This is a genomic window from Haloarcula sp. NS06 (assembly GCF_051122755.1).
GTDB lineage: Archaea > Halobacteriota > Halobacteria > Halobacteriales > Haloarculaceae > Haloarcula.
In genome coordinates, this window is the sequence record NZ_CP184844.1 from 851,626 (window position 1) to 877,542 (window position 25,917).

31 protein-coding genes and 1 tRNA gene are annotated in these 25,917 nt (G+C 62.0%); 9 read left to right on the forward strand and 23 right to left on the reverse strand.

Going from position 1 to position 25,917, the window contains the following annotated elements:
• Window positions 1–15: 15 nt before the first annotated feature.
• Window positions 16–1,164 carry a substrate-binding domain-containing protein gene (locus ACODNH_RS08035; protein ID WP_306709074.1) on the reverse strand — a complete coding sequence of 383 codons (1,149 nt, stop codon included), beginning with the start codon at window positions 1,162–1,164 and terminating at the stop codon, window positions 16–18.
• Between the two features lie 331 nt (window positions 1,165–1,495).
• Between ACODNH_RS08035 and ACODNH_RS08040 the strand changes: the two genes are divergently transcribed.
• The gene (locus tag ACODNH_RS08040) at window positions 1,496–2,500 is read left to right on the forward strand and encodes a PhoU domain-containing protein (RefSeq protein WP_434531235.1); all 1,005 of its coding nucleotides are present in this window, start codon (window positions 1,496–1,498) and stop codon (window positions 2,498–2,500) included.
• A gap of 41 nt (window positions 2,501–2,541) precedes the next feature.
• On the opposite strand, the gene ACODNH_RS08045 is transcribed toward ACODNH_RS08040, so the two are convergent.
• The 8 genes from ACODNH_RS08045 to ACODNH_RS08080 all read right to left on the reverse strand — a co-directional run bounded on the left by ACODNH_RS08045 (window position 2,542) and on the right by ACODNH_RS08080 (window position 8,991).
• Window positions 2,542–3,327 (reverse strand): DUF7260 family protein, encoded by a 786-nt coding sequence (locus ACODNH_RS08045; protein WP_306709078.1) that lies wholly within the window; start codon window positions 3,325–3,327, stop codon window positions 2,542–2,544.
• Window positions 3,328–3,617: 290 nt separating this feature from the next.
• The gene (locus ACODNH_RS08050; RefSeq protein ID WP_434531236.1) at window positions 3,618–4,001 is read right to left on the reverse strand and encodes a rhodanese-like domain-containing protein; all 384 of its coding nucleotides are present in this window, start codon (window positions 3,999–4,001) and stop codon (window positions 3,618–3,620) included.
• Between the two features lie 38 nt (window positions 4,002–4,039).
• Window positions 4,040–4,582 (reverse strand): NUDIX hydrolase, encoded by a 543-nt coding sequence (locus ACODNH_RS08055; RefSeq protein WP_058994280.1) that lies wholly within the window; start codon window positions 4,580–4,582, stop codon window positions 4,040–4,042.
• A complete protein-coding gene (locus tag ACODNH_RS08060; RefSeq protein WP_434531237.1) occupies window positions 4,579–4,992 on the reverse strand; it encodes a hypothetical protein in 414 nt (137 codons plus the stop codon). The genes ACODNH_RS08055 and ACODNH_RS08060 overlap by 4 nt, the downstream gene beginning before the upstream one ends.
• The gene (locus tag ACODNH_RS08065; protein ID WP_434531238.1) at window positions 4,992–5,405 is read right to left on the reverse strand and encodes a DUF5809 family protein; all 414 of its coding nucleotides are present in this window, start codon (window positions 5,403–5,405) and stop codon (window positions 4,992–4,994) included. The genes ACODNH_RS08060 and ACODNH_RS08065 overlap by 1 nt, the downstream gene beginning before the upstream one ends.
• 23 nt (window positions 5,406–5,428) lie before the next feature.
• On the reverse strand, window positions 5,429–5,905 hold the full coding sequence (locus ACODNH_RS08070; protein ID WP_434531239.1) for a DUF5810 domain-containing protein: 477 nt from the start codon (window positions 5,903–5,905) through the stop codon (window positions 5,429–5,431).
• 133 nt (window positions 5,906–6,038) lie between these two features.
• The gene (gene rimI / locus ACODNH_RS08075; RefSeq protein ID WP_306709091.1) at window positions 6,039–6,536 is read right to left on the reverse strand and encodes a ribosomal protein S18-alanine N-acetyltransferase; all 498 of its coding nucleotides are present in this window, start codon (window positions 6,534–6,536) and stop codon (window positions 6,039–6,041) included.
• A gap of 481 nt (window positions 6,537–7,017) precedes the next feature.
• Entirely contained in the window at window positions 7,018–8,991 is a 1,974-nt protein-coding gene (locus ACODNH_RS08080) for an aconitate hydratase (protein WP_306709093.1), read from the reverse strand.
• Window positions 8,992–9,057: 66 nt separating this feature from the next.
• Here ACODNH_RS08080 and ACODNH_RS08085 point away from each other — a divergent pair, with 66 nt between their 5' ends.
• The 4 genes from ACODNH_RS08085 (at window position 9,058) to ACODNH_RS08100 (ending at window position 11,444) form a co-directional block, all read left to right on the forward strand.
• Window positions 9,058–9,615 carry a deoxyuridine 5'-triphosphate nucleotidohydrolase gene (locus ACODNH_RS08085; protein WP_373567966.1) on the forward strand — a complete coding sequence of 186 codons (558 nt, stop codon included), beginning with the start codon at window positions 9,058–9,060 and terminating at the stop codon, window positions 9,613–9,615.
• 222 nt (window positions 9,616–9,837) lie between these two features.
• Window positions 9,838–10,497 carry a helix-turn-helix domain-containing protein gene (locus tag ACODNH_RS08090; RefSeq protein WP_306709096.1) on the forward strand — a complete coding sequence of 220 codons (660 nt, stop codon included), beginning with the start codon at window positions 9,838–9,840 and terminating at the stop codon, window positions 10,495–10,497.
• Window positions 10,498–10,723: 226 nt separating this feature from the next.
• Complete coding sequence (locus ACODNH_RS08095; protein ID WP_306709098.1) at window positions 10,724–11,002, forward strand: HalOD1 output domain-containing protein; 279 nt, start codon at window positions 10,724–10,726, stop codon at window positions 11,000–11,002.
• Between the two features lie 58 nt (window positions 11,003–11,060).
• Complete coding sequence (locus ACODNH_RS08100; protein WP_306709100.1) at window positions 11,061–11,444, forward strand: methylglyoxal synthase; 384 nt, start codon at window positions 11,061–11,063, stop codon at window positions 11,442–11,444.
• Window positions 11,445–11,490: 46 nt separating this feature from the next.
• Here the strand turns inward: ACODNH_RS08100 and queC are convergent, their stop codons facing one another.
• The 4 genes from queC to ACODNH_RS08120 form a co-directional block, all read right to left on the reverse strand.
• Window positions 11,491–12,180, reverse strand: a complete 690-nt coding sequence (queC, locus tag ACODNH_RS08105) for a 7-cyano-7-deazaguanine synthase QueC (protein ID WP_306709102.1) — start codon at window positions 12,178–12,180, stop codon at window positions 11,491–11,493.
• A 19-nt stretch (window positions 12,181–12,199) separates the two neighbouring features.
• Complete coding sequence (locus ACODNH_RS08110) at window positions 12,200–12,982, reverse strand: 7-carboxy-7-deazaguanine synthase QueE (RefSeq protein ID WP_434531240.1); 783 nt, start codon at window positions 12,980–12,982, stop codon at window positions 12,200–12,202.
• Window positions 12,982–13,428: a 6-pyruvoyl trahydropterin synthase family protein gene (locus ACODNH_RS08115; protein ID WP_306709106.1), complete on the reverse strand. Its 447-nt coding sequence runs from the start codon at window positions 13,426–13,428 to the stop codon at window positions 12,982–12,984. The genes ACODNH_RS08110 and ACODNH_RS08115 overlap by 1 nt, the downstream gene beginning before the upstream one ends.
• 228 nt (window positions 13,429–13,656) lie before the next feature.
• Window positions 13,657–13,947 carry a hypothetical protein gene (locus tag ACODNH_RS08120; RefSeq protein ID WP_306709108.1) on the reverse strand — a complete coding sequence of 97 codons (291 nt, stop codon included), beginning with the start codon at window positions 13,945–13,947 and terminating at the stop codon, window positions 13,657–13,659.
• Between the two features lie 154 nt (window positions 13,948–14,101).
• Between ACODNH_RS08120 and ACODNH_RS08125 the strand changes: the two genes are divergently transcribed.
• Both ACODNH_RS08125 and ACODNH_RS08130 read left to right on the forward strand, forming a co-directional pair.
• A complete protein-coding gene (locus tag ACODNH_RS08125) occupies window positions 14,102–14,476 on the forward strand; it encodes a response regulator (RefSeq protein ID WP_306709110.1) in 375 nt (124 codons plus the stop codon).
• A 108-nt stretch (window positions 14,477–14,584) separates the two neighbouring features.
• Window positions 14,585–15,274, forward strand: coding sequence for a hypothetical protein (locus ACODNH_RS08130; protein WP_306709113.1), 690 nt, complete (start codon window positions 14,585–14,587; stop codon window positions 15,272–15,274).
• 469 nt (window positions 15,275–15,743) lie between these two features.
• Here the strand turns inward: ACODNH_RS08130 and ACODNH_RS08135 are convergent, their stop codons facing one another.
• The 9 genes from ACODNH_RS08135 to ACODNH_RS08175 all read right to left on the reverse strand — a co-directional run bounded on the left by ACODNH_RS08135 (window position 15,744) and on the right by ACODNH_RS08175 (window position 22,802).
• The gene (locus ACODNH_RS08135) at window positions 15,744–17,072 is read right to left on the reverse strand and encodes a M28 family peptidase (RefSeq protein ID WP_306709115.1); all 1,329 of its coding nucleotides are present in this window, start codon (window positions 17,070–17,072) and stop codon (window positions 15,744–15,746) included.
• A gap of 62 nt (window positions 17,073–17,134) precedes the next feature.
• Window positions 17,135–17,467, reverse strand: a complete 333-nt coding sequence (locus ACODNH_RS08140) for a hypothetical protein (RefSeq protein WP_306709117.1) — start codon at window positions 17,465–17,467, stop codon at window positions 17,135–17,137.
• A 146-nt stretch (window positions 17,468–17,613) separates the two neighbouring features.
• Window positions 17,614–17,931, reverse strand: a complete 318-nt coding sequence (locus ACODNH_RS08145; protein WP_306709119.1) for a 2Fe-2S iron-sulfur cluster-binding protein — start codon at window positions 17,929–17,931, stop codon at window positions 17,614–17,616.
• Window positions 17,932–17,953: 22 nt separating this feature from the next.
• On the reverse strand, window positions 17,954–19,348 hold the full coding sequence (locus tag ACODNH_RS08150) for a selenium-binding family protein (protein WP_306709121.1): 1,395 nt from the start codon (window positions 19,346–19,348) through the stop codon (window positions 17,954–17,956).
• A gap of 112 nt (window positions 19,349–19,460) precedes the next feature.
• Window positions 19,461–20,363, reverse strand: coding sequence for an NAD-dependent epimerase/dehydratase family protein (locus ACODNH_RS08155; protein ID WP_306709123.1), 903 nt, complete (start codon window positions 20,361–20,363; stop codon window positions 19,461–19,463).
• A gap of 60 nt (window positions 20,364–20,423) precedes the next feature.
• Window positions 20,424–21,308: an NAD(P)H-binding protein gene (locus ACODNH_RS08160; RefSeq protein ID WP_306709125.1), complete on the reverse strand. Its 885-nt coding sequence runs from the start codon at window positions 21,306–21,308 to the stop codon at window positions 20,424–20,426.
• Between the two features lie 114 nt (window positions 21,309–21,422).
• Window positions 21,423–21,495, reverse strand: a tRNA-Arg gene (locus ACODNH_RS08165).
• 89 nt (window positions 21,496–21,584) lie between these two features.
• Window positions 21,585–22,169 carry an NUDIX hydrolase gene (locus tag ACODNH_RS08170; RefSeq protein WP_306709127.1) on the reverse strand — a complete coding sequence of 195 codons (585 nt, stop codon included), beginning with the start codon at window positions 22,167–22,169 and terminating at the stop codon, window positions 21,585–21,587.
• 48 nt (window positions 22,170–22,217) lie between these two features.
• Complete coding sequence (locus tag ACODNH_RS08175; RefSeq protein WP_306709129.1) at window positions 22,218–22,802, reverse strand: 2Fe-2S iron-sulfur cluster-binding protein; 585 nt, start codon at window positions 22,800–22,802, stop codon at window positions 22,218–22,220.
• A 144-nt stretch (window positions 22,803–22,946) separates the two neighbouring features.
• Between ACODNH_RS08175 and ACODNH_RS08180 the strand changes: the two genes are divergently transcribed.
• Window positions 22,947–23,396 (forward strand): type IV pilin N-terminal domain-containing protein, encoded by a 450-nt coding sequence (locus ACODNH_RS08180; RefSeq protein ID WP_306709131.1) that lies wholly within the window; start codon window positions 22,947–22,949, stop codon window positions 23,394–23,396.
• 18 nt (window positions 23,397–23,414) lie between these two features.
• Here ACODNH_RS08180 and gnd read toward each other — a convergent pair whose 3' ends face one another.
• Window positions 23,415–24,314, reverse strand: a complete 900-nt coding sequence (gnd, locus tag ACODNH_RS08185; RefSeq protein WP_306709134.1) for a phosphogluconate dehydrogenase (NAD(+)-dependent, decarboxylating) — start codon at window positions 24,312–24,314, stop codon at window positions 23,415–23,417.
• 264 nt (window positions 24,315–24,578) lie between these two features.
• Here gnd and ACODNH_RS08190 point away from each other — a divergent pair, with 264 nt between their 5' ends.
• Complete coding sequence (locus ACODNH_RS08190) at window positions 24,579–25,676, forward strand: aminopeptidase (RefSeq protein WP_306709136.1); 1,098 nt, start codon at window positions 24,579–24,581, stop codon at window positions 25,674–25,676.
• Window positions 25,677–25,917 lie beyond the last annotated feature (241 nt).

Sequence of the window (25,917 nt, forward strand, 5' to 3'; positions counted from 1 at the left end):
GTCGGCTGGGGTCAATTACACCTGATCGGGAAGCTTGGCGCGCTCTTCCTCGCGGCGGCGTGCGCCAAGCTGGAAGTAGTTGTTCGGCGCAACGAAGGTGTCCTGGCCGAAGTCGGACAGGATCATGTTGATGACTGCGGCCTCTTTCTTCGAGGTGCCTTCCCACGTGTACATATGGAGGTCCCGCGAGAGGGGGTATGCCGTCGAGTCGAGGCCGTTCTCGTCGTCCTGATAGCTGTAGGTCGTTCCTTCCCATTCCAGCCCGACGGGGGACAGGCCGTCGGTGTCGATAAACGCCAGCGCAAGGTAGCTGATAGCGTTGTCGGCCTGTGCGATAGCCTGCGCGAGACGCTGGTTCTGGCCGTAGCGGTTGGCGACGGTGGTGTCCGCCTCGGGATTACCAAAGACGTTGGAGACGAAGGAGGTTCGCGTCCCAGAGCCCTTGACGCGGCCCAGCACCTGAATCTCGCGGTCCGGGCCACCGAGTTCGCTCCAGTTGGTGAGTTCGCCCTTGTAGAGGCTTTTGAGCTGGTCGCCGGTGATCTGCTCGACACCGGCGTCGGCGATCTCCTGGGAGACGACCAGCGGCTGGCCGTCCACGCCGACAACGTGGTCGATGAACTGGTCGTAGGAGTCCCGGTCCGGGAGTTCGTCCTCGACATTCCCGGAGGAATTACCCATGTCGTTCTGACCGTTCATGACCTTCTCGACGCCGGTCCCGGAGTGGGAAAGGCCGACCGTGAACTGGAACGGCGGGCCGTCTTCGCCGCCAGCTTCGAACCCGTAGAGACCCGCCCAGTAGTCAGCGAGATTCTGGTCCGTGTCGATGTCGTACTCGCCGTGGGGCCAGTACTCACTGTCGCTGGCCGGCCGGTTGGCGTTCCAGTACGAGGCCGCGGTGTTGGCGATGGGGTACACCGTTGAGGAGCCACCGGATTCGAGTGCGCTGGTACCGCCGGAACTACCGCCTGCATCGGTGCTTTCGGTCGCTTCCATCTCTGTCGACACCTCGGTGTCCTCACTGCCGCCGGAACTTCCGTCTGACTCGGGGTCACTGCTTCCACTGGAGCAGCCAGCGATCGCAGCGATACTGGTCGCACCTGTCGTTGCGATAAATTTCCGCCGCGATACGAACTCTGACAGCCCGTTTGAGTCGTGCGCCATCACCAGAGTCCAGTGAGACAGCTAATAAGTAACCTGCTAAGATAGCTATATTTATTACGTTAGTACTATATAGGTGTGGTATGACAAACACCCACGAACAGGTATAGATATATTAGCTTTCTTGCCGTCTTTGGGGCCTCAAGTACTCGTATACGGCATATATGAACAACCACACACATTACGGTGTTTCAGCCGTCTGCACCACTATTACAGGCGAATATCGTCGAAGAATCGACCCTCAGCCGGGAAATATGTCCCCAAATATTAGAGGTCCAATATAGTATATAGATATGAGTGGATTTATATCATCCCGTGAACGAGTGCCAGTCACATGGAGACACGCAAGGTCCAGGTGACGGGCGGGTCGACATACACCGTCTCACTACCCAAAGAGTGGGCGACAGAAAACGACGTGAGCGCGGGCAGCGTCGTCGAATTCCACGCTGAACGGGACCTACTGTTGCTCGCTCCACAGCGGGACAACGGCCGCGTAGAGGGGAGTCTCGACGTGGAGGGACTCGGAAACAGGCACGAACTCACGCGGGCGGTGATGACGATGTACGTCAGCGGGTTCGACATTATCCAGCTCGAAGCAACTCGGATAACAGCCGAACAGCGCCGCATTATCCGTGATGCGACACAGGGACTGGTCGGTCTAGAGATGATCGAGGAAACGACGGACCGGGTCGTCCTGCAGGACCTGCTGGATTCCTCAGAACTGTCTGTCCACAACGCGATCACGCGTATGCGGCTGGTCTCGTTGACGATGCTCTCCGACGCTGTCGAGGCACTCATTGAGGACGACGACGACCTCGCAGCGGACGTGATGCAACGCGACGACGACGTGGACCGCCTCTGGTACATGGTTTCGCGCGTGTTCCGAACTGTCCTCCGGAATCCAACGGCGGCCAACGAGATCGGGTTCCCACGCGAGACCGTCTTCGATTTCCAGTCCAGCGCCCGCCAGCTCGAGCGTATCGCCGACCACGCGACCAAAATAGCCAGCCTCTCGCAAGAAATCGGAGAGATCACCGGCGAAACGGCCGACCTGCTCGATCAGCTGGAAGCAGAGGCGATTGCAGTCCCCGAGACTGCGATGGACGCCCTGTTGGCTGAAGACTCCGACGAGGCCGTCGAACTGGCAAACGCGGCCCGGAGTCAGATCCCCGATGTCGACGAGACTGCCCGCGGGGTCGATGGCCAGATCCGGGAGTTCGACCCACAGAGCGCACAGGTTCTGGGCCTCATCGTCGACTCCCTGTCCCGAACCGCCGACTACGGCGGCAACATCGCCGAAAGCGCCCTCCAGAAAGCCGCGCCCCGACCACAGTCCTGACCACTCGGCAGTATAAAAGTAGAGACAGCCGTCCTGTGGCCCTAGCTTGTCGAAACGATGCAGTGACGACGATGCCGCCTGATCGTGTCGAGACAGTCGACAGTGTCAGCGAGCGCCGGACACGTCACCGGACAGTCGCCGTAGAGATACCGAGCGAGACTGGTTCCGTCAACACCGGAGAGAGCGGCGGCTGACCGGCTGTGAAGCCGTTGCTGGCGGGTCGCTGCTACTGCCTCGCAGTCGGCCTCGATTTCGGCGAGTTGACCATCGATGCTGTCGAGTCGCGCCGGGTCAGTCGTTCGGTGCGCGTTCGCACCGAGTGCGGCCCCGCGGCGTTCACAGTTGTCGAGTGTCGCTCGCACAGACTGTAACGACTCCCGCTCGTCTTCAAGCGCCGGGAGCAGCGTCTCGCGTTCGTCGCGTGCCCCCTCGCTCGCGGTTAGCAGTGCCTCATACAACTGCGGGGTCAGGCGCGTTCCCGTCGCGATCTGTGTGCCGAGTTCCGGCCCGAACTCCATCGACATGTTGGCCTCCAGCGAGTCATCGTACTCAGCGTCGAAATGTGGTACAGCCATGACCGTCTCTCGGTAAGCTTCCCGGACGGCACGCAAGCTCGTATCGGGTTTCGGCTGCCGGACACTCAGCGCCGACATCCCGCCCGCAGACGTGTCGACTGAGCCTGGAGATTGTGCCGTCGGCTCAATAGCTACAAGCTGGGTCCGAAAGCGCCTGAACGCCGCCAGTTCAGCCTCGATACAATCGATCTCTCGCTGAACGACAGCGAGCGCCTGCTCGATCCGCGGCTGGCTTGTCTCGGTGTTAGACACGGACACTCAGCCGGAGTGTTTGCTGTCGTCGTATAGGTATTTTATATGTCTGCTATGTAGACGATTGTATCGCTACCGGCGGAGTCGGCAGTGGTCCGGTGCACTCCGAGCGGCAGCGTCGCTGCCAGCGACAGGTGCTGTCAGACCATCCGTTCACGCCGTCCGCAACGGATGCACTTTTCCCGAGTGGGGGACTACGACCTGCTGGTGGCGATGACGAGATGTTACCCCCGCTGAGCCCCTTGTGACGATGGACTTTTCCTGAGCCACCATTTCACTCCGAACAGCGGCTAAAACGGTGCAGCAGGGCCTTCGTCGGTGTCTCCGTCAGCAGCCGCAGTATCTACCGGCGTCTCTCCATCTTCGGCACGTTCCAGCGCCCCGTCCCAGCCGTTCAGACCGGGTTCAAAGCTTACCACGTCGCCCTCAAACCCTTCGTACGACGCGATGAGTCGGGCGGCCTGCACGCTGGACTTTCCTTTCGGACACACTGTCACGACCTCGTCGTCGCCTTCGAACCGTTCGACTTCGTCGACAAGCGACGGGAACGGGACGTTCTCGCTCCCAGGGATGTGACCCCGCTCGAACGCGCCGGGTGAGCGGATATCGACTACCCGGGCCGCCTCCTCGTCGAGTTTCGACCGCAGCTCGTCGGCGTCTATTTCGCCATCCATATTCAGCCGCTAGCGGGCGATACCTAAACCTTCACCGGCTACAGCAAGCCATCAGCCTGTGCCAGCAGAATGCCTTCGATGGTCGCGTCGTTGGCCGGTTCACGGCGGGCGACCTGTAGCGCTTCGTCAATGGGCACAGTCGTCACCGAGAGGAACTCGTTGTCGTCAAGTTCCCGGTCGACCGGTTCGAGTCCCTCTGCAAAGACGATGCCACGTCGGTGCCGGAGCACGCCGGTCGAACACGAGAACTCCTCGATCAGTGAGACGCCGGCAGCCTCGAAACCGGTTTCCTCGCGGAGTTCACGCGCCCCGGCGGTCGTGTATGACTCGTCATCCTCGACGATGCCGGCCGGGAGTTCGAGGCACTGCTCCCGGATGGTCGGGCGGTACTGGTCGACCATGACGAGTTCGTCGCCAGTCGTGGCGACCACGACGGCCGCATCGGGCAGTTCAGCCCAGTAGTAGTCCTTTTCGGACCCGTCAGGCTGGCGAACTCGGTCGTAACCGCCGGTGTACCAGCCGGTCTCGTACTCGCGTTCGCTCTCGACAATAGGCCACTCGTGGGCCGGTTCGCGGGTCATATGTCCTGTCGGACCGCGACGTGGTAAAACGTGCCGTTGTGCCGGACGACGACGCCGTCGTCGGTCACAGCCCCATCGTACTGCTGTCGCAAGGCGTCGCGTTCATCGAAGGGCGAGTGGGTGAACGCGCCCTTGAATCCGAGCGGGCCGCGCCAGTATGGCTCTGACTGCCCAGACGTTGACGGAGATGCATCGGCCAGCGCCTCGCTCGTGTACGGGAAGCGCCGCTCGGACTGGCTGCTCCAGTTGATTGCCGTGCCGTTGTCGACGCTGTACTCACCGTCGGTCGGCGTGGCGACAGCGTAGTAGGGGTCGCCGCTCTTGAGGAGGCCCGGCAGTGCACCCAGCGCCAGTAGCAGGCTGACGACGGCGATGATGCCAAGCAGGGTGTTCCGTGTGACCGGGCGCATCAGACGACCTCGTGGTAGATGCGACCGAAGGCCTGGCGACGGAGCGTCCCGACAGCGGCCCGGCGTTTGTCCTGAAACGTCGCCGCGACAGCTTGCTCTGCGAATGGGGCGGCGTGCCAGACGACGTTGTCGACGTTCTCCGCGCCGACCAGCGACACCTCGCAGTCCGTGTCTTCGCGCCACTCCTCGAACTCCGCCATCGAGCCGACCTGAACCGCGAGCGATTCCGCGAACAGCACGTCGCGGGCGGTTTCGACCACCTCGCTGGTAACTCGCTCTTCGTAGGTTTCTGCGTCGAGACCCATCGCCTTCGCGACTTCCTTGACGACGACTTGCGCTGTCGGCCCGAACGCATCGTAGCGCTCGCGGGCCTCGGCTGCCGATGCCGGCGCAAACTGCCCCTCAGTGTCCATACATCCCCTTGCTGCCGGCGGGACTATTCGGTTTCGTCTTCGGTTGCGTCAGTGTCGTCGCCATCGCCGGACGCCGACGTGTCGCTATCAGTGGCGTCTGCATCGCTCTTCTCGTCGCTATCGCGTAGCATCTCCCGCGTCAGGTCTCGGGCCTCGGCCAGCACCTCGTTGTCGTGGTCGCTGAGCGCGTTCGATCCCCGGTGGCGGTCCGCGCCCTGCGGGAGGTCGCCGTGGCCGTGTCCGTGCGCGTGGTCGTGGCTATGCCCATCGTCACTGCGGTCGACGGTATCCTCGAACATCTGCGGGAACTCCGTCTCCTCGGCGTATTCGACGACTTCGGTGGACAGTTCGTCCTCGCCGAGTTGCCCCCAGTCGGGGACGCGCTCGTCGAGCCACGCTTCGTGGTCGTCGCCGCCGGTCATCGCGGTAAACGCGAGGTGGTTCGCCAGATGCACGTCATCGGCTTGCGGGTCGTCACACACTGGACAGGCGTATCCCATCGGTGTGCAAAGCGTGGATGCGGAGCCGTATATGCAGTCGGGGTCTCGGAGCAGTCGTCGTTTCAGACCTGTGTTCCCGCTCTTCGCCGAGGCTGGAGTTGGGAAGATAAAACAACGGAGTGAGACAGAACGCCTACAGCAGGCGGACCATTACCAATGCGTCCTCACCATTGCTATAGTAGTTCGGGATCGTTTTGCGGTGTTCGAACCCAAAGCGCCGGTAGAGCTTTCGCGCTCCGCCATTGTCGGCCCGGACCTCTAGCTTGACCGAGCCAGCACCCGTCTCGTCGATAACCTCCATCGCATGGGTCAACAGCGCGCTCGCAACCCCCTGCCGTCGGTACGCCGGCCGGACCGCAATATCCTTGATGTGGCCGAGCGGGGTACCATGGTTCGGCACCGTATCCGCGACGACGTAGCCTGCGACAGCAGGCGGGTCACCGTCGTCGTTTCCGGTTTCGGCGACGAGAAACCCCGTTTCGCCGAGATAGCTCTCCAGTGCAGAAAACGGCCATGGCTGTGGAAATGACGCCTGCTCGATACGATGGACCTCGATGAGATCCGCACGGACGGCGCGTCGAACCGCTGGCGTATCCGGCGTCTCCGGTCCGTCAGGAGCGACCGTTGTCACGTGTACACTTCGGTATGGACATACATATGTGTTACCGCCAACCGAAGATACCGCGGCTTCTGACTGTTTGTCGATAGGTGCTGATAATTCATGCATCAATCAGGCCGGGCCAGAGTTAGAACTCCGGAAGGTTCTTTAGTCTGACGAGTCTATATGTAAGTGCACCCGTTTTGGGTGCCACCACCCCCACCCCCACCCCTCTTTCCAAACTTTTCCATCGCTGCCGAGTTGTACTAGGCGTAGGTTCTGCTAGAGCTGACTGCATACGCTAGAGTGAAGCAGTACTGGCTACGGAGTGGGCCTGATCTGTATGGTGCTGTTGCGGTTCCGGTGTCCCGCTATCTGAGCTAAACGTGATACTAGGCCTCGTTTCACTGCTCAAAAAAGTCGCGGTCAGAAGGCGACCGCGCTACGCTCGGAATCGCTCTGTCGCGGGACCTACGGTCCCGCTGCGGGATTTGAGGTCGCTTCGCGACTCACTTTAGTCGTCAGCAGGTGCAGCGCCGCCTTCGTCGTGCTGCTGCTTCGTGTGCGAGAGCTTGCCACCGGCGGCGAGGATCTCGCGTTCGCGCTCGGAGGCGTCGAGCTGGCCGGTCGCTTCCCAGTCGTCGTTCACGCGGATGGTGAACTCCGTCTGGCCGGACTTGACGGCCTCGGCCGCGTCGTCGACGATCTCGATGTCGTCGCCTTCGTCGATCTGCTCGTAGGTTTCCTCGTCGATGGTGAGTGGGACGATACCGAAGTTGAACAGATTCGCCTTGTGGATGCGGGCGAAGCTCTGTGCGAGGACGGTCTCGATACCCAGGTACATCGGGCACAGGGCCGCGTGTTCGCGCGAGGAGCCCTGACCGTAGTTCTCGCCAGCGACGAGCACGCCGCCGTCAGCTTCGAGTGCGCGCTCCGCGAACGTGTCATCGACGCGCGAGAGCGTGAACTCGGAGAGCTTCGGGACGTTCGACCGGTACATCAGGATGTCCTGCGTGGCCGGGATGATGTGGTCCGTCGTGATGTTATCCTCCATCTTCAGGAGGGCTTCACCACCGACTTCGGTCTCCAGCGGGTCCTTCAGCGGCACGTCGCCGATGTTCGGGCCCTTGATGAGTTCGTCGTCGACGGCGTTGTCCGGCGCGATGAGGTCCGATTCGGAGTTGCCGATGTACTGGTCGGGCATTTCCAGACCGGGGGCCTCGAGGTCGCCGAGTTCGTCTGCGAGGTCCCGCGGGTCAACGATTTCGCCTTTGATGGCCGCCGCGGTGGCGACTTCCGGCGAGCAGAGGTAGACGTTGTCGTCCTCGATACCGGAGCGACCCTCGAAGTTGCGGTTGAAGGTCCGCAGGGAGACGGAGTCGGAGGCCGGGACGTGACCAATACCAATACAGGCACCACACGTCGCCTCGGAGAAGTTGACGCCGGCGGCCATCATCTCCGCGGTCCAGCCCTCACGGGCCAGCATCTCGGAGGCCTGCTTGGAGCCGGGGGCGACGATCATCTCGGTCTTCTTGTCGATGTTGCGCCCTTCCAGCATCTTCGCGGCCGGGAGGATGTCCTCGTAGGCACCGTTCGTACAGGAGCCGATCATGACCTGCTCGACGTCGACGCCCTCGACTTCGGAGACAGGGACGACGTTGTCAGGCATGGACGGCTCGGCGATGAGCGGTTCGAGGTCCGAGAGGTCGACGACGATCTCGTCGGCGTACTCGGCGTCCTCGTCGGGGCCGATGTCCTCGAAGACGTCCTCGCGGCCGAGGCGTTCGAGGTAATCCTTGGTCTGGTCGTCCGTCGGGAAGATCGAGGACGTCGCACCGAGCTCGGTCCCCATGTTGGTGATGGTCGTCCGCTCGGGGACGGTCAGCGTCTCGACGCCGGGACCGGTGTATTCCAGCACCTTGCCGACGCCGCCCTTGACCGACAGCCGGCGGAGCAGCTCCAAGATGACGTCCTTGGCGGTAGCCCATTCGGGCAGTTCGCCTTCGAGACGGACGTTGACGACTTCCGGCATCTCAATGTAGTAGGCGCCGCCACCCATCGCGACGGCGACGTCGAGGCCACCGGACCCGATGGCGAGTTCGCCGAGGCCGCCGGGGGTCGGTGTGTGGGAGTCGGACCCGAGCATCGTCTTGCCGGGTGCGGCGAAGTTCTCCTTGTGGACGTTGTGACAAATACCATTGCCGGGGCGCGAGAAGTGGGCCCCGAACGTGCCTGCCGCAGAGCGGAGGAAGCGGTGGTCGTCGGTATTCTTAAAGTCGAACTGATAGGTCTGGTGGTCACAGTACTGGGCGGCCAGTTCCGTCTGGACCTCTTCGAGGCCCAGCGCTTCGAACTGCAGCCAGACGAGCGTCCCGGTCGTGTCCTGTGTCAGCACCTGATCGATCTCGATCCCGATCTCTTCTCCGGGTGTTAGCTCCCCTTCGACGAGATGGTCGCCGAGAATTTTTTCCGTAAGCGTCTGTCCCATAACGTGCGTCAATGGATGGCGCGGCGGTATAAATCCCGCGTATTCCGTCGTATTTTTCATATAAAAATCCGTGCCGTCCGTCACTCAGAAGCGAGTCAACAGGTCGGGACAGCGGTCGTCCAGACCGGCAGGTCTTTCCACGACACTCGCACAGAACCGCGTATGTTCAAAAGCGGGCGGTTCGTCGCCGATGCTCTCGGCGATCTGAGAGACTCGCAGGTGCAACCGAACGGCGTCGACCTCACGCTCGGGGCGGTCTACGAGCAAACCGAGCCAGGGCGCATCGAACGCAACGACAAGACCGTCGGCGACCGGCAGGAAATCGAGCCTGACGACGGCGTCTACCACCTCAACCGCGGCGGCTACATCGTCGAGTACGCCGATCGCGTCGTCATTCCGGATGGCCACATCGGCTTTCTCCTTCCTCGGTCGTCGTTGCTCCGCAACTCCTGCATGCTCGATACGGCTGTCTGGGACGCCGGTTACGAGGGACGCGGAGAGGGGCTACTGGAGGTTCACCACCCGATCGAACTCGAACAGGGCGCGCGGATCGCACAGCTTGTTCTCGCTGACGCCGCTCACGAGGGGACGTACGAAGGAACGTATCAGGGAGAGAATCTCTGAGACGTAATCGCGGTCCCAGACGTGTCTCATAGCCCGAGACATGGTAGGCCATGCTGTGAATTTAAGTGGATTTCCTGAGTGCTGTCAATTGGTGCTTGAAGCAACTATACCCCGGTTCATACTGCCGTCAGCCTTCAGTACCCGGAAATTACACAAGCACCGTTTTCAGGTACGACAACTGTCTGACCGGGGTTTATCATTGTTGCTGCGTGACAGTGAGACATGATAGTAGAATTTCACATCGATGCCCCCCTCTTGCAGCGAACAGCTGAAACGCTGAGTAAAGCAGCGATACGGATACAGCGATTGCACTGCGAGAGCGGCGACTGCCGTGCCGTCGCCTGGATTGGCCCCGTCGAACGGCCCGCCATCGAAGCGAATCTGGCCCAGGACGAGAGTATCACCGACTATGCCCATGTAGCGGCAGAAGGAGATGGTCACTGGTATACCCTGCATACAACTGATACGACAATTGACACGATCGGAGAATCGTTATTGAATGCGGACGGGTTCCTCCTTGGTGCCGCACAGACCGGCGATGACTGGGTGTTTCGAGCCCGGTTCCCCGAGAAGAGTTCGGTACTGTCGTTCCGTGACACACTCGTGTCCAGTGATATCAACATCGACATTCAGACCATCACTGACGACACGGAAGCCTCCCCACAGTTCGGCGTGACGGACCCACAGCAAGAAGTGCTGTTGCTCGCGCTCAATCGTGGGTATTTCACCGTTCCGCGGGAATCGTCCCTCTCGGACCTCGCCGCGGAGCTCGGTATCTCCAGTCAGGCCGCTTCGGAGCGGCTCCGGCGGGGGACGCGAACGCTGGTACAGAACACGCTGGCGGCCCCTGAACGGCCGCTTGTCGGCTCACCGCCGGAGTAATCGGACCAAGAACGGCTTCCGGTTGGTAGAAAGTGAGAGTGGTGGGACGATGACCCGCTGTGAGCAGTGGGTCTGGGGGCGACAGATTGTTGAATAACTGCGTCTTGTGTCATTTGAGTCCCCAGTGTGGGTGACGTAGCGTCTGGTCCGTCACCTAGACGGTGGTTACTTCAGACAGTGAAACCGCTCATCCGCTGTTATAAGAAAAGGGAGCGTATGCTGGAGTATGAGCTCGAACGAGGGGACTGTGTATATGCTACGGAACCGGGCCACGGAGGGGTCCGGGGACTGGGTGAGCCCCGAACCCGCAGGTGATGTTATTGCTGATGCAGTTATCGAAGCGACAGATCTGGATGCAGATGATATTGACGAACTGGAGACATACGTCGACAGCGAATCACTCCGTGCGGTTGTCGGGGAGAGGACGACGGAGTCGCTGACGTTCGCTGTCGAAGGACACGACGTGACGATAACGGCTGACGGTGAGGTTTCTGTCGACGGGTAACGGGCGCTGACACGTATCCGTCCAAATGACATAAGACGGTGGCCCGAGAGCCCCAGGTATGACCCGCGTTGCACTCATCGCACACGACGACGAGAAGCCAGAGATGATCGATCTGGCACAGAGTTACGAATCAACGCTTTCGGAGTTCGACCTCGTCGGGACTGGCACGACGAGCAAGCGTATCATGGCAGAGACCGACCTCACAGTCGAACGTAAGGAGAGCGGGCCGATGGGTGGCGACACGCAGATCGGCGCAGAAGTCGCCGAGGGCCGCATGGACGGCATCGTCTTCCTCCGGGACCCGCTGACGGCACAGCCCCACGAGCCGGACATCTCGGCGCTCCTGCGCATCTGTGACGTCCACGACGTGCCGCTGGCGACGACGCGAACCTCGGCGGAGTACATCCTCGAAGGGCTGGCGCAGGACAAAGCCGACGACTAAGCTCGTTGGGAGCGGGAGACAACCGTCTGCAATCTACTTACTCGGCCTACGTCGGTCGCTCCGCGTACTCGATGGGGTCCCGTTCGCCGATGCGCTGGAAGGCTTCGAGCCGGAACGCACAGGCGTCACACGTTCCACAGGCCGGTTCGTCGTCCCGGTAGCAACTCCAAGTGTCCGCGTAGGGGACGCCAAGTTCGACGCCGCGCTCAGCGATATCGGTCTTGGACCACTCGACGAAGGGCGCGACGAGGTCGATGTCGGTGTCGGGTTTCGTTCCGGCGTCGATGACGCCCTGAAACGCGTCAAAGAAGGTGGGGCGGCAGTCAGGGTAGCCCGAGAAATCCTCGCTGTGGGCGCCGATGAAGACGGCTCCGCAGTCGTTGGCTTCAGCGTAGGAGACCGCCATCGACAGCAGGTTCGCGTTCCGGAACGGGACGTAGGAGGTCGGAATCTCATCGCTGTCGGTGTCGGCGTCCGCCACGTCCATCGAGTCGTCGGTTAGCGACGACGCGCCGATCTGGGTGAGGTGGCCGGTTTCGACGTGGAGGAAGTCAGCTGCGTCGACGTGGTCGGCCAGCGCGCTGGCACAGTCGTACTCCCGGTCCTCAGTGTTTTGCCCGTAGCTGGTGTGCAGCAAATACAGGTGGTCGTAGCCGCGAGTCTGTGCTTCGTAGGCTGCCGTGGCGCTGTCCATGCCGCCGGAGGCGAGCACGACAGCGCGGGTATCGTCAGTCATCTGTAGTCAGTCAGGTCAGTCAGGTGCCCGGTGCGTCGTTCCAGAGGTCGACGTGGAGTCGCGGTGTGTATCGGTAGCCGTGCTCCAGCGCAAGGTCCGCGACCGTCTCCCGGGTCGCTTCGAGCTGGTCGCGCGTCTGTCCTTCCGGCATCAGTAACACGTCGTCGTCACGCACGTGGGTGGACGCGGCGTCGCGGAGCCGCTCGACGAGGCGCTCGATTTCGGCCATATCGTCGCGGCCCGTAACGACGAACTTCAGTTGTGTGTCATACGTTTCGACGAGTTCGGCCAGCGTTGGCACGTCGAGCCGGCGCTCCTCGTGACGGTCCGCCCACTCGCCGTCACCGTCGGGGTCGCGTTCAGCCGTCGGCGTGCTTGAGGCCAGTTTTGGGCTGACGCTGGCGAGGTCGATAGGGGCATCGGGGACGACGGTCCCGTTGGTCTCGACCGTCGTGTGATACCCCCGGTCGGCCAGCCGTGCCAGCAGGTCCTCGCTCGAATCATGAATGAGCGGTTCGCCGCCGGTCAGGACGACGTGGTTGGCGTCGTACTCCTCGATAGCGGCCAGCACGTCGTCGACGGCGAACCAGTCGTGGGTCGGCTCCCACGAGGTGTGATAGGAGTCACAGAACCAGCACCGCAGGTTACAGCCGCTGGTCCGGACGAACACGCTCGGGACGCCGGCCAGTCGGCCCTCGCCCTGGAGGGACTGGAACAGTTCGTTGATGGGCAGGTCACCCGTCTCGGCGTCGGCGTCGGTCCCCTCGATATCGAGACCGGGCGCGTCGTTTGCGACCGGCATCAGCGGATACAGAGTTCGCTGGTCTCCTGAACAGAGACGGCCACATCCGACACCGTCTCTGGGAGGCGGTCGGCGAGACGCTGTTCCAGTATCGCGGCCATGACCTCGGCTGTCGGCGGATGGTCGAGGACGACCACGGCGTCGCCGTCGCCACTGGCATCGAACGCCTCGACCAGCGGGTCGCCAGTCTCAAGCAGGAACCGGTGATCCCACTCGTCGACTACATCCGTGATTTCGCCCTTGTCGACGACCCACCCCTCGTCAGTGAGTTCGCCGGTGACGCGGACAGTGATCTCGTAGTTGTGTCCGTGCGGGCGCGAGCATTTCCCGTCGTGGTGTAACAACCGATGGCCCGCAGAGATACGGAGCGGCCGGTCACCGCCGACGACGAGTTCGCGTTCAGCGTCGGCGAGCGTGTCATCGGCCTTCGATAGTCGCTGAGACATACCACGGTATTATCGGTCGGTGGCTTAACTCTCACGGGAGCTGGCCAGCCAGTGCCTCGGTAACACGGAAGCCGAAACGGAAGGGGAGTCCAGTAGTCACTGTCCGACAGTACGAGTGCAGTAGCGGACGTGTATCGAGAGCGAGCGGACCGTGACTAGAGAACAGCTTTCACCACATGCTGTCGCTCAGCAGCCTCCGAAACCCGGTTCCGCGTGGTATTGTGAGGGCTATTCAGAGGGTGTTCCGTCAACGACGGCCGCGAGTCGTCGGTTCATCGCCCGGAGGTACTCGGCGGCAGCGTCGGGATCATCATTGTCGAGCGCGGTGCGCACTTGCTCGTAGCCGTGGAGCAACTGTGAGCGCAACTCACACTCCGGGAGTTTGTTCCGGCTGACCGTCTCTGCCGACGCAACGGTCTGTCGAGCCGTATCGAACTCCGCGCCACTGATCGCCGACTCGCCCTCATCAACGAGTTGTGTTAGCACCGCGTGTACGTCGCTGGGCAGGTCTCTGGGCACAGACGCTATTAGATATGCACAGTGATAACGGTCGTGTTGAGTGGACAGCGGAGAACGAAACGTAAGCTCCAGACGACAGTTACTGCGAACAGTGACGATTACTCCCGAGACACACTGACGGTGGTTTTAATCTGTTCTGTCCCTTGTGTGTATTATGACGACCGATCGGCTGTTGTTAGTCGAAGACAGCGATTTCCTCGGGACACAACTACAGGACGCACTTCGGGGCTACAATTTCGCCGTCGATGTCGTTTCGACTGCCCGTGAAGCAGAGCGACACGTTGCCCAGAACGAGGTCAATTGTGTCGTAACGAACTACGATCTGCCGGATGAAACTGGCATTACGCTGGCCAGGGATCTGCCCGACTCACTGCCGGTACTCCTTCTGACAACGACCGAACTGGAATCTATTGCGACCGAGGCCCTGGAGGCCGGCGTAACCGATTTCGTCCACAAAGACAACATTGTCGGAGAGATGAATATCGTGGCCAATCGGGTTTCGGTGGCAGTCCGTGCAGGCCGGGAGTAACCGCGAACCACAGCGGGCGGCAGCAGTGGCGGCGGCCCGTCTCGCGGGCGACTATCGCTGGCGAACATCGGCGTAAGGGATAGGTCACTGCAGCCCACAGAGTCGGGTGTGACACGACGTGCCGTCGAACGGGAGTTCGAACGTTACCTTTCGCAGTTCGTCGACGAGACGTACGCAGCATTTGACGTGGCAGCCGTACTGCGCGGGTCAAACGGGAGCGGGGGCCGCGTTGCTGGCAAACTGCTGAACAACAGCCGCCCGCTAGAGCGCCACGTTGTCCGGCCGAAACTCCAGTCCTACCAGCAACAAATACTCGACCAGCTGGAGCCAGTGCTTGATTACGCCGCCACTGATGCGGCGTTCGACACCTATGCTGATGAAGTACTGGCCCGAGATATCTACTGGAACGCGCTCCGGGACACCGTCCGTGGCGACCGACGAGATCAGATCCGAGAGCGACTGCTGGCCCGCCAGCAGTCGTTTGGCGATGACCTCGAACCGCTGGTGGCCGCCGACAGCGACGACTTCTGGACTGCTGTCACCGAGGCATACAACCAGGAAACCGCGACAGATATCGTCCAGACGCACTTCGAGTTCTCCGTCCCACTGCGAGAGGACCAGAATGCCTTCGCCTTCGAACTGCGCATCGACCCTGGCGAGGTGCTGGGTGGTCTCGCACGGGCCCTCCCCACGCTCGATGTCGAGTTCACCGACGAGGCGTTGCGATCGATGCGCCGCGCTGAACAGCAGGTCATTCCGTCGGCGAAGGCTGACGTAGAACAGGCGTACGAGTCATAGAGCGGCCCTGCCCCCAGGTCTTGTTTGCGACAGTTCACGCTACACGGTTGGTGTTCCTCAGAAGTCTCATCCGAAAGTGGACACGACGGCCGTCTTGGCACGTGGACGGCCGTCGTGTCAGGTATTGGTGTTGGTGTTGACTGACGACGGCAGGGATGGTTTACTCACGTCGGCTCGGCCTCGGACTCCGCGAGACCGATAGAGCATGGGAGCTTGGCAGCGAACGCCGGTGATGGCGCTCGCATACGGGCTACAGTACGTAGACCAATCAACCTGCCATCGATTTCCATGTACCCATATGGTAAATAACCTACGGAATATGTTACTTCTATACTGAGTAAATCATTATAGTCCGCTTTCAGCGACTAGAACACCGGAACGCAGGCGGGGACCAAAATACTAGAAATCTGGTAATTCTTTGGCACAGGTCGCGGAAGTTGAACGTGGCAGTGAAGCGGCCGACGTCGCGTCAATCGCCGAAGGGCCAGTCTCCTGTAATCTGCATCCCTTCGGCGAGGTTCTGGGCTTCGAGCGCATCGGCGATCTCCGCGGGGTCTTTGTGAGCAGGCCGGACGGAGTCATCTGCAAGCGTCACAGCAAGTTCAGTCAGGAGGACAGCCTGCTCGCGGACCGTCCGGGGTTCCAGTTTGTCCAGCGTATCGGCGTGGGTGTGGCCCCAGCCACGCCCCTCGCCGCCGGTTTCGCTGGTCACGTGATAGCCGGGGACGCCCCGCTGTACGAACGGCCAGTGGTCGCTATGGGGGCCTTGCTCCGGCGTGAGCGAAATGGGATGATCAAGGCGATCGGCCACATCCTCGGCAGCGGTCGTCAGTGCGTCGAAGCCGTGGGTGTAACACTTCAGCGTGCGACCCTGAACAACGCCATCGAAGTTGAGCACGGCCGTTACGTCGTCGAGGGTAGTTTCGCCGGCCAGCCGGTTTGAGCCGACCAGTCCGACCTCCTCGGCACCGAAGGCGACGAACTCCACGCGCGTCGCCAGTTCGTCCTCGCGGCCGGCCAGCGCGCGGGCCACCTCGACGACCATTGCCGTCCCAGCCCCGTTGTCCATCGCCCCCTCCGCGATATCGTGGGCGTCGACGTGGCTGGTCACCAGCAATCGCTCGTCCGTGTCTGGTCCCAGTTCGGCGTGAACGTTCTGGCTCGTCGCCGTGGGGGTCTCGCAGTCGACGCTGAGGGTGACGTTTTTCCCGGCGTATCGGCGAACCAGCCGCGCGCCCGTTTCGCTGGCGACGCCGATAGCCGGGATCTCGCCGATTGGTGCGTCCGCCGTGCCGACGCTCCCGGTCGGTGGCAGCACGCCGTCGACGTGGTTACGGTAGACGAACCCCGCGGCTCCTGCCTCGACGGCGTGATAGTACTTCTCTCGGCGGTGGATATACCGGTCGTACCAGTCGGGCACGTCCGAGCGGGCCTGCACAATCTGGCCCTCGCAGTCAGCGTCCTCGAAATCCTCCGGGAGACCGTGACCGACATCGACCAGTTCGCCAGTCACTTCGCCGGCCGGCGACCGCGGGAGGGCGATGCATTCGTGGGCCTGTGTCGCGACCGGTGAGCCATCAGCGTGGACGGCGCTGTCGCCCCGTTCCCAGCCCTGTATCTCAAACTCGGAGAGGTGGGCGTCGCGGGTGAACTCTGCCAGCGCGTCCCGGGTCGCCTCGGCGGCCGCCCGTTCGCCGCCGCTGCCAGCCATCCGGTTCCCGATATCGACCAGTGTCTCCAAGTGGTCCCACCCGGCCGTACTGGTGAACGTGTCTCCGATCCAGTCAGTGTCGTCCATACGTCTCGGTGGGGCCGTGCCGGGTTTGAAATTAGGGGTCGGCGGGCCGGAATCGGTGACGGTTACGACGACGCGAGCGGGCCGTACCGACTGGTGAGTCCATACCCCAGAACGGCCAGAGCAGTGACGGCGAGGCCGAAGCAGAGCAGAGAAAGAAGCAGATCAAGCGGTGTGACAGCTATGGCTGGCTGGCTCAAGAGACGGTAGTACGCCGAAAGGATCCCACTGCCGAGGACACTCGCGGCGAGAAAGCCACCGAAACTGGCGAGACCGACGACGGAAGCGGCGGTAGTACAGTACCGCCGAGACAGGTCACGCCGCCTGGCGTCGACGTACACCAACATGGTGACGGCTGGTGATACGAACAGGGCGACGACAACCGGGAGGAGGGTCATAGCCGGACAGTTGGCTGCAGGGCTACATAAAATCGGCTCCCGGTAGCTGGCCGGTCAGTAATCTGGGGTCGCCGTCCTCGGTAGGTTCTTGGACAGATACTCCAACAGGCGCTGTCGGGCCACAACCGGGCCTAACCGGCTCCCCGTCACTTCCAAGGGTTCGGGACCAGTTCGGACTGCACCGTCGCACCGACGGCGAGATGCGTGTCGGTCGTCGGCTCGGCGATACAGAGCAGGACGTAGCCGTCCGCCAGATGCCGGTCCTTGAGCGCCCGTGGCGGGCGGTGATGGACCACGTCGCCGGACAGCAACCGAGCAGTACAGGTCCCGCACGCGCCGGTCCGACAGCCGAACGGCAGCCCGATATCCGTGGCCGCCGCGGCATCGAGTATCGTCTCACCGGCCGGCACCGAAATTGTCTCGGTACGCTCGCTGTCCTGCCAGTCTAGCAGAACCTCGGTCATCGGCTGCCTAACCGCATCGCCATCATTGCCACACGTCGCTGGTGCAGTCTCCGTCAGGCCACCGAATCTCGTGGGCCCGAGCGGGGCCTTCGGGAAGGTCACCGAAGTCCACGAGGAAGTCCCGGTCCAGCGACATCGTTCCCGTTCGCGGGTCCACATCGGCTTTGAGCATCACTGACCCGTTCTCGGCTTCCTCGGGGAAGAACTGGTTGTCCCATGAAGAAAACAGCGAGGTCGTCCAGTACAGTCGCTCGCCGTCAAGCGAAAGCTGGAGCATCTGCGGACCTGCGACAGTGTCACGACCCTGGACCTGTTCGATGTCGCCGAAGTAGCCGCCGATGGAGATGGAATCCGCCTTTCGGGGATTTGACGGGTCCGAAATGTCGTACATCCACACCTCGCCGTGGAGCCAGTTCGACCCGAAGAGGTAGCGGTCGTCCATCGAAATGAGGATATCCGTCACCAGTGCTGGCACCGGCATATCCCAGCCCTCGTGCTCGCGGTCATCGAACTCGATGACCGGTTCGGCGTGGTACTTGCCGTCCGACTCGTGGAAGTGAATGATGTTCGAGGACAGCGCCGCGCCGACGTAGCCGTGGGTGCTCTCGGGCGTGTGCAAGAAGCGGGCTTCCAGCGGAATCAGGCCGTCCTCGCCGAGGTCGATAGTCTGCTCGACGGTGCCGGCCTCCCAGTCCCAGAAGTTGAGCCGCTGGCCGTACTTCCCGTCCTCGACATCGTCCAGATCGAAGCCGGGGTAGTAGGTTTTCGGGGCTGCCCACTCCGTCGAGAGCATCACGTTCTGGCGAGGCTGGTACCAGTAGTCATAGTTCATCTCGATCTCGCCGGGTGGGTCCCACCGGCCCTGTACCTCGAAGTCGTCGTTCAATTCGAGGAAGCCACCGGGGAGGTCACCGTCGGCATCGCCCAGCATGGAGATGAGGATCTCACCGTCGGGGATGCAGTGGACGGTGTGGGGCGCGGAGAGGTCGTGGTCGTACACCTCCTCCGGTTCGATGACTTTCGTCAGTTCGGGGTCGCGGCGCTCCTTGGTGTCAACGATGTGAATGCGTGAGGACCGCTGGCCGGGAATGACGAGATGCCGGCGCTCCAGCCCCTCCATGTGACACGAGGAAGAGCAGGCGTTCCACCCGAAATGGTGGAGTTCGTCGCCCTTGTTCGGCATCTGGACCCGATTGACGATCTCGCTGTAGGTGTCGGAGTCGGGGTCGACATCGACGACGGCCAGAAAGTCCGGCGCGTCGACGTCCTGACCGACGTGCAGGCCCATCACGTACGCGGTCTGTTCGGGTTCGGCTTCCTCGATTGCAGCCTGCGGAGTGGCATAGCCCGGCCCCTCATGATCGTGGTCATGATGGTCGTGTGTCTCGCTCTCGGCTGGCTGCTCTGCATCACTCATGCGTGTTAGTTACAGACACATTATGTTTTAGTGACGTATTCCGGCTGAAACAGCCGCTACATGCGGTGTGGTAATGATGGCGTCCGGAGCGATGCACGGGCCACCGCCAGCTTCATCCCAGTTGTCGCCAGCTCCAGATCGGTTCCCAGTCGAGCAGCCGCTCGGCTTTCGTCGTGTCGATGAGCGCTGTGTACAGGTTCTCGTCGTCGGCTGCCGGTCCCCGGTAGTCAGCCTCGGGGTACAGCTCCGCCGCGAGTTCAGCGCTCGGTGTCTCAGCGCTCGTGTCCGGAGCCGACACCCAGAGCCGCTGGTGGCCGGCGAACGACGCCTCGATGGCTGCCTCGACAAGCGTGACAGCATCAGTGGCGTGGATGTAGCCACAGAGCGTGTTGCGCTGGGTGTGGAAATGGTCCGAGTTCCGGAGCCCAGCGAGGGTACGGTCAGCCTCGACGAACGTCTTGCGGGCCAAGTCGTCATCGACCACCCACGGAAACCGAAGCGACGTGATGGTCTCCGGCGCGTCCGCGCTCCGGCGGGCGAATCCGTCAGCGACGATCTCCAGCGTCTGTTTTCCCATTGCGTACGGGTTCGATGGCGTGAGTCGGTGGTTCTCATCAATCGGGAGGTAGTCAACCGTGATAGGGTCCGGTTCGAACCCGCCGCCGATGGCGCTGAAACTTGACGCCAGAGCGACCGTGTCGATACCCAGTTCGCCGGCCGCTTCCAGTACGTGATAGCTGGACATGACGTTGCTCTCGTAGGTCCGGTATCCCGGCGTCTGGTCGGGCGTGGGAATCATGCCGAGGTGGACGACAGCGTCGACATCGCTCTTTGCGAGTGCGCCGTACACCTCGCCCGCGTCGAGCAGGTCGGTCCTGACGTATGCGTCCGAATGGTCTTCCTCTCGTTTCCCACGGGAGAGGTTGACCGTTCGATACCCCTGTGCGGTCAGGTGTTCGAGGACATGCTGGCCGACACGGCCGTTGCCGCCGGTGACGGCGACCGATTCAGGCATGTGAGGGTATGCAGCAGACAGGCTCAAAGGAATTCCGCCGGGACACATCGAAGCCGGTCGTCACGCCGCAGCGAGCGCCTTCCGAACGGCGTCCTTGATCGGCGTCTGTTCGATCGGCACGACGTCCTGCAGGTCGATTTCCGGGTCGACCGTGACCGGGTTCCGCATGCTCTCGGCCAGCGGCCGGGCGATGGCGTACTGTACGTCTGTCGTAAATCGAAGCCAGTGCGAGGACAGACCGGGCGTCATCACTGGCACAGGGACAATAAACACCCGCTTGCCCTTCTCTGCCGCGGTGAGTTTCAGCAACGACTCGTAGGACCACACTGACGGCCCGCCGATGTCGTAGGTCTCGCCGCGAGTCTCGTCGGTACCGAGTAACGCCACAAGGTAGCTAATCGCGTCGTCGACGCCAATGGGCTGACACGGCGTTCGAACCCATTTCGGGACGAGCATCAGCGGCAGGCGGTCGGTCAGGTCGTCGACGATCCGAAAGCTCGCACTCTCCGGGCCGATGATAACCGCCGCCCGGAGCACTGTCAGGTCGAATGACCCCTCCACCAGCACCGATTCGACTTCGCGCCGCGACGCCAGATGTGGCGAGAGGTTCTCCTCGTCACCGCTGATACCGCTGAGATAGACGACACGGTCGACACCCGCAGCTGACGCCGAGTCAGCGAACCGGCGAGCGTAGCGACGGTCTAGCTCAGCGAAGTTCTCGGAGGTGAGCGAGTGGATGAGGTAGTACGCAACGTCGATATCGTCACAGAGACCGTCAAGGGAGTCCGGGTCGCCGAGGTCGCCCTCAAATGGCTCAACCCCTTCAGGAAAGGACTCCTCGCTCGCGCTCCGGGAGAACGCCACCACATCGTGGCCTGCGTCGTCCAAGGCACGAACCAGTCGCCGTCCGATGAATCCGGTCGCACCCACAACGAGCACACGCATGTGTTCGTACCTTGTGTCGGAACCCCAAGGACGTTGCGGCGATTCCCTTGCAGTCCTGTCGATGTCCGGGACCGCAGAACAAGACACATCGCCTATACAGTGGGTCGCAGAAAGCGGGCGGCGAGGGATTTGAACCCCCGACCATCTGGTCCGGAACCAGGCGTTCTGTCCGCTGAACTAGCCGCCCACAGAAAACGGTATCAGACTGTCCGTCTTAACGGTTGTGAACCACCGGGGCGAACAGCGGGACTATCGTGTTTGTGGAGCAGTCCCTCCTCACTCGTCGAACCAAGCCTCCGCACGAGTCTTGAGTGATTCACCGACCGACTGCGGCTTCGTGTTCACCCAGGCTGCACCGTTCAGTTCGCTTGGCTGGATCGAGATACACCCGTTGCGATACCGGCCATCGAAGTACGCCCAGAGCGTATGCAGTCGTTCATCGGAGCCATCAGCCACTGTCCGCAGGTGTTCGAGGCGAAAGCAGTCCTGTACTGTACACTCGATACCTGTTTCCTCATGTACTTCACGGACAGCAGCGTCTTCAAAGGTCTCACCGGACTCAACACCACCGCCGGGGACTTGCCACGTCGCGCTACCGCGATGGAGGATCATAAGGACCCGAGTCCCGTCCTGCTGGTCGTTCGGTCCCATCGAGTCAGACAATTCGGCCGCTTGCTCGGGCGCCCGGACCACCCAGACGTACCCGCTGCCGACGTAGCCGTCGCGGACGACCGTCCGAAGGTAGTCGAAGAGTTCGTCGGACACAACCTCGTCTTTGTCACGCACGGAGACACCGTCGTAGTGGTCAAGCAGTCGGTCTTTACACGTCCGGACTCGCGTTTCGTTCAACTCGGCGGGCATAACAGGTCAGCACAAAGAGCGGCGATGAAATGTGAGTGAGCGGTGGTCTCAGGGCGACTCGCCGGTTTCGAGGGTAAAGTCGCTGGTCGGATAGGCGACACAGGTCAGGCAGTACCCTTCTTCCATGTCGTCGTCCATCAGCGAGTCGTTGTTGCTGTGGCGGATGTAGTCCTCGGCCGGGCCGTCCTCGATGTGGCCGGCACAGGAAATACACTGGCCCTCGCGGCAGGCGTAGGGGAGGTCCCAGCCCTCCTCTTCGCCGGCGTCGAGAATCGGCTCGTTGTTGGCGACCTCGATTGTCTCTCCTTCCTTGGCGAATTCGATTTCGTAGTACTCGACCTCGTCGTCGGCGATGTCATCGGGGTCGAAGCCTTCGTCTTCTTCCTCGACTGCTTCACCTTCGCCGAGTTCGCCTTCGGCCTCACCAGCCGGAATCGCTGCGGCACCGCCACCACCGATAGAACGGTTGTACGGCTCCGGGAAGTCCGTCTCAGGGACTGTCGCAGCCCGCTGCTCGAGGACCTCCTGAGAGATATCTTCCGGTGCCTCCCAACCGGTCCCTTTGGCGTAGTGGAGCGCGACCACTATCAGGGTAAGCGTGGCCCCGACGGCGACTCCAACGAGTTCTACCATGTGCACGGCTATGGAATACTGGTTTAATTAGCTGTTGTTTCACCCGCAGCCACCCGCGAACGGCCCGGCCATCAGATGACTATGTGCTCGGCGGATGCAATTAATTTCCACATTGTTTAGTAACCTCAATTAATGAAAGAGCATATGGGACTAAAAGATTCGTGGAACAATCTCGGTACCGCAGGGAAGGTACTCGTCGGATTGGGTGTTGGTATGGCTGTCCTGTTTATCCTGATTCCGCTTGTCATCATCGTCGCGGCGGTAGTTGCATCCTTCGTGTTAGGTATGGGTAGCGGTGGAGGCGACGTAGCTGTGGCCCCGCAGGCCTCGTTCTCGTTCGAGTACGAGCAGACACCAGACGGGGTAGTTACTGTCGTGACGCACGACGGCGGTGATACGATCAGCGCGGAGCAACTCACTATCGAAGTGGCAGACGGACAAACAGTAGGGTGGAACAGTGACGACGGCGAAGTGACTGTCGGCGATCAGTCAAGCGTTAGCGTCGAGGGCGGAGACGAAGTCAGCCTCGTCTGGCACGGAGACGACCAGACAACAGTGCTGGCAAGAAGTACTGCACCGGCAAGCGAATACTGAAGCGACGCGGGAACACACTCACTCCCGTCGTGGGACCTCGTGGCGACCGAAGCCGTATCGGAGTCGGCTGGCAAGGCGGCGCGAGAAGCGCCCGTCATCGGCCCGCGAGCCGAACCGCTCGGCCAGCGACTGGTAGATAAGCGGCACCGGGACTTCCTGTTCGAGTGCCTCCTGCACGGTCCAGGTGCCGGTCGACCCGCCTTCGACGCGGTCAGCCACGTCGCCGAGGTCGTTGCCTTCCTCGCGGAACGCCTCCTCGCAGAGTTCCAGCAGCCACGATCGGATGACGGCCCCGTTGTTCCAGGTGTTGGCGACCGATTCGAGATCGAGGTCGTACCGGCCGTTTGCCAGCAGTTCGAAGCCCTCGCCGTAGGTCTGCATCAGGGCGTACTCGACGCCGTTGTGGACCATCTTGACGTAGTGGCCCGAGCCAGCCGGCCCCATCCGGTCGTGGCCGTCGGGGCCGGTCGCGACAGCATCGAAGACAGGGACCAGTTCGTCGTAGGCCCACTTCGGGCCGCCGACCATCAGCGAGAAGCCGAGTTCCGCACCGGCTGGGCCGCCGGAGGTGCCACAGTCGAGGTAGGCCGCGTCGGTGGACTCGGCGCGGCGAACTGAATCCTCGAAGTAGGAATTGCCGCCGTCAACCACGATGTCATCGCTGTCAAGTGTCGGAGTCAATTCGTCCAGCGCGGCGTCGACCGGGTCGCCGGCCGGGACCATCAGCCAGATCCGTTTCTCCGAGCCGAGTTTCTCCACAAGGTCTGCGATGGACGATGCCGGCCGAGCACCAGCGTCTGCCGCGTCAGCGACGCTCTCCTCGTCGATATCGAAGACGACGACTTCGTGGCCGGCTTCGAGTACGCGGTCGACGACGATGCGGCCCATGCGTCCGAGTCCGATGACGCCAAGTTCCATACCGAGGAGTCACCGACCGAACAGGTAGAGGTTGCGATTCGACAGAAAAGCGTGGCACGAACACCACCCGTGCCGTCGTCAGTCATGGCGCCGTCGCCAACCGGCTATCCCTGAAGCGACCGTGGGAGAATCGCCACGAGTCCTGTCCCGTACTGCACCGAATAGTCCGGCTCTGGAACGCAAAAAATCCACGGAAAATACTCACCTCGGCCGTGACAATTTGGGGACCACTGCCGTTTTGTTCCGGCCACACCTGCTGAGGATATGGACGACCGAATACGCGAACACGCCCGGATTCTCGTTGACTGGAGCGCTCGCATCGACGCGGGCGACGACGTGGTGCTGGCCGTTGAGGACGGTGCCCACGACCTCGCAGTCGCCGTGGCCGAACAGCTGGGTGACCGCGGCGCGAACCTCCTGTCGACGTATCAGTCAGACGAACTCACGCGGGCCTATCTGCAGGCCCACGATGGGTCATTCACCGAGAACCCCGAGTACGAACTGGCGCTGTACGAGCGAGCCGACAGCGTGCTGTTCCTGAAAGGGTCGCGAAATACCACCGAGACAGCCGACGTGGACAGCGACCGGCGGCAGGCGTACTCGACGGCTCGACAGGAAATCAGAGAGGCCCGGCTGGACACCGACTGGGTATCGACACAGCATCCGACGCGGGCGATGGCCCAGCAGGCCGGAATGGCCTACGACACCTATCAGGACTTCGTCTACGACGCGACGCTGCGGGACTGGGAGGCACTGGCGGATGAACAGGCCCGGCTAAAGGATATTCTCGACGACGGCAAAGAGGTCCGAATAGTCGCCAACGGCACAGACATCACGCTGTTCATCGACGGCCGCATCGCCGTCAACTCCGCCGCCAGCGTAGCGTACGACTCGCACAACCTCCCCTCCGGCGAAGTGTTTACCGCGCCCTACGACACCGCCGGCGTCGTCACCTTCGACGTTCCGATGACGATACAGGGTCGCCGCATCAAAAACGTCGAAATGACGTTCAAAGACGGCGTCGTCGTCGACTGGTCGGCCGAACAGGGCGAGGCAGTCATCGACGAAATCATCGGGACCGACAGCGGCTCCCGCCAACTGGGCGAACTCGGTATCGGGATGAACCGCGGCGTCGACCGCATCACCGATAACATCCTCTTCGACGAGAAGATGGGCGGAACAGTCCATCTCGCGCTCGGACGTGCGTACGATGCCTGCCTCCCCAAGGGCGAATCCGGCAACGACAGCGCCGTCCACGAGGACCTCATCACGACGATGGGCGAGGGGTCGCGGCTCGAAGTCGACGGGGAAGTCGTCCAGAAGGACGGCGTATTCCGCTGGGAAGACGGCTTCGAAGGGTAGCTGTCGCGGGACTGCGGTGCTGTGGGCCGGGAATAGATGTTCTGATGCCGTGGGCCGGGAGCGCCCTCCGTGGCGCGACTCGGGGAAGGGCAGGTCTGCCGAGGGCTGTACTGATGCTGTTGTGATGTACCGCGAGCGGAGCGAGCGGTTTCACTCCGAGCGCGGCCCCAGGCCGCGACTCGGAGGTCGTTTTTAGCGTAGATTTTTGCGAGGAGCCCTCCCACAGCGGCGCGAAGCGCCG

What these genes read in the sequence shown, in the direction of transcription:
- ACODNH_RS08035 (WP_306709074.1), bottom strand. Translation starts at nt 1,164, where the DNA reads ATGGCGCACGACTCAAACGGGCTGTCAGAGTTCGTATCGCGGCGGAAA.
- ACODNH_RS08125 (WP_306709110.1), top strand. Translation starts at nt 14,102, where the DNA reads ATGACGACCGATCGGCTGTTGTTAGTCGAAGACAGCGATTTCCTCGGG.
- ACODNH_RS08070 (WP_434531239.1), bottom strand. Translation starts at nt 5,905, where the DNA reads ATGGGATACGCCTGTCCAGTGTGTGACGACCCGCAAGCCGATGACGTG.
- ACODNH_RS08160 (WP_306709125.1), bottom strand. Translation starts at nt 21,308, where the DNA reads ATGCGTGTGCTCGTTGTGGGTGCGACCGGATTCATCGGACGGCGACTG.
- ACODNH_RS08040 (WP_434531235.1), top strand. Translation starts at nt 1,496, where the DNA reads ATGGAGACACGCAAGGTCCAGGTGACGGGCGGGTCGACATACACCGTC.
- ACODNH_RS08140 (WP_306709117.1), bottom strand. Translation starts at nt 17,467, where the DNA reads ATGACCCTCCTCCCGGTTGTCGTCGCCCTGTTCGTATCACCAGCCGTC.
- ACODNH_RS08055 (WP_058994280.1), bottom strand. Translation starts at nt 4,582, where the DNA reads ATGACCCGCGAACCGGCCCACGAGTGGCCTATTGTCGAGAGCGAACGC.
- ACODNH_RS08090 (WP_306709096.1), top strand. Translation starts at nt 9,838, where the DNA reads ATGATAGTAGAATTTCACATCGATGCCCCCCTCTTGCAGCGAACAGCT.
- ACODNH_RS08065 (WP_434531238.1), bottom strand. Translation starts at nt 5,405, where the DNA reads ATGGACACTGAGGGGCAGTTTGCGCCGGCATCGGCAGCCGAGGCCCGC.
- ACODNH_RS08110 (WP_434531240.1), bottom strand. Translation starts at nt 12,982, where the DNA reads ATGCCGGTCGCAAACGACGCGCCCGGTCTCGATATCGAGGGGACCGAC.
- ACODNH_RS08115 (WP_306709106.1), bottom strand. Translation starts at nt 13,428, where the DNA reads ATGTCTCAGCGACTATCGAAGGCCGATGACACGCTCGCCGACGCTGAA.
- ACODNH_RS08050 (WP_434531236.1), bottom strand. Translation starts at nt 4,001, where the DNA reads ATGGATGGCGAAATAGACGCCGACGAGCTGCGGTCGAAACTCGACGAG.
- queC (WP_306709102.1), bottom strand. Translation starts at nt 12,180, where the DNA reads ATGACTGACGATACCCGCGCTGTCGTGCTCGCCTCCGGCGGCATGGAC.
- ACODNH_RS08150 (WP_306709121.1), bottom strand. Translation starts at nt 19,348, where the DNA reads ATGAGTGATGCAGAGCAGCCAGCCGAGAGCGAGACACACGACCATCAT.
- ACODNH_RS08175 (WP_306709129.1), bottom strand. Translation starts at nt 22,802, where the DNA reads ATGGTAGAACTCGTTGGAGTCGCCGTCGGGGCCACGCTTACCCTGATA.
- gnd (WP_306709134.1), bottom strand. Translation starts at nt 24,314, where the DNA reads ATGGAACTTGGCGTCATCGGACTCGGACGCATGGGCCGCATCGTCGTC.
- ACODNH_RS08100 (WP_306709100.1), top strand. Translation starts at nt 11,061, where the DNA reads ATGACCCGCGTTGCACTCATCGCACACGACGACGAGAAGCCAGAGATG.
- ACODNH_RS08095 (WP_306709098.1), top strand. Translation starts at nt 10,724, where the DNA reads ATGAGCTCGAACGAGGGGACTGTGTATATGCTACGGAACCGGGCCACG.
- ACODNH_RS08145 (WP_306709119.1), bottom strand. Translation starts at nt 17,931, where the DNA reads ATGACCGAGGTTCTGCTAGACTGGCAGGACAGCGAGCGTACCGAGACA.
- ACODNH_RS08135 (WP_306709115.1), bottom strand. Translation starts at nt 17,072, where the DNA reads ATGGACGACACTGACTGGATCGGAGACACGTTCACCAGTACGGCCGGG.
- ACODNH_RS08170 (WP_306709127.1), bottom strand. Translation starts at nt 22,169, where the DNA reads ATGCCCGCCGAGTTGAACGAAACGCGAGTCCGGACGTGTAAAGACCGA.
- ACODNH_RS08180 (WP_306709131.1), top strand. Translation starts at nt 22,947, where the DNA reads ATGGGACTAAAAGATTCGTGGAACAATCTCGGTACCGCAGGGAAGGTA.
- ACODNH_RS08060 (WP_434531237.1), bottom strand. Translation starts at nt 4,992, where the DNA reads ATGCGCCCGGTCACACGGAACACCCTGCTTGGCATCATCGCCGTCGTC.
- ACODNH_RS08190 (WP_306709136.1), top strand. Translation starts at nt 24,579, where the DNA reads ATGGACGACCGAATACGCGAACACGCCCGGATTCTCGTTGACTGGAGC.
- ACODNH_RS08080 (WP_306709093.1), bottom strand. Translation starts at nt 8,991, where the DNA reads ATGGGACAGACGCTTACGGAAAAAATTCTCGGCGACCATCTCGTCGAA.
- ACODNH_RS08155 (WP_306709123.1), bottom strand. Translation starts at nt 20,363, where the DNA reads ATGCCTGAATCGGTCGCCGTCACCGGCGGCAACGGCCGTGTCGGCCAG.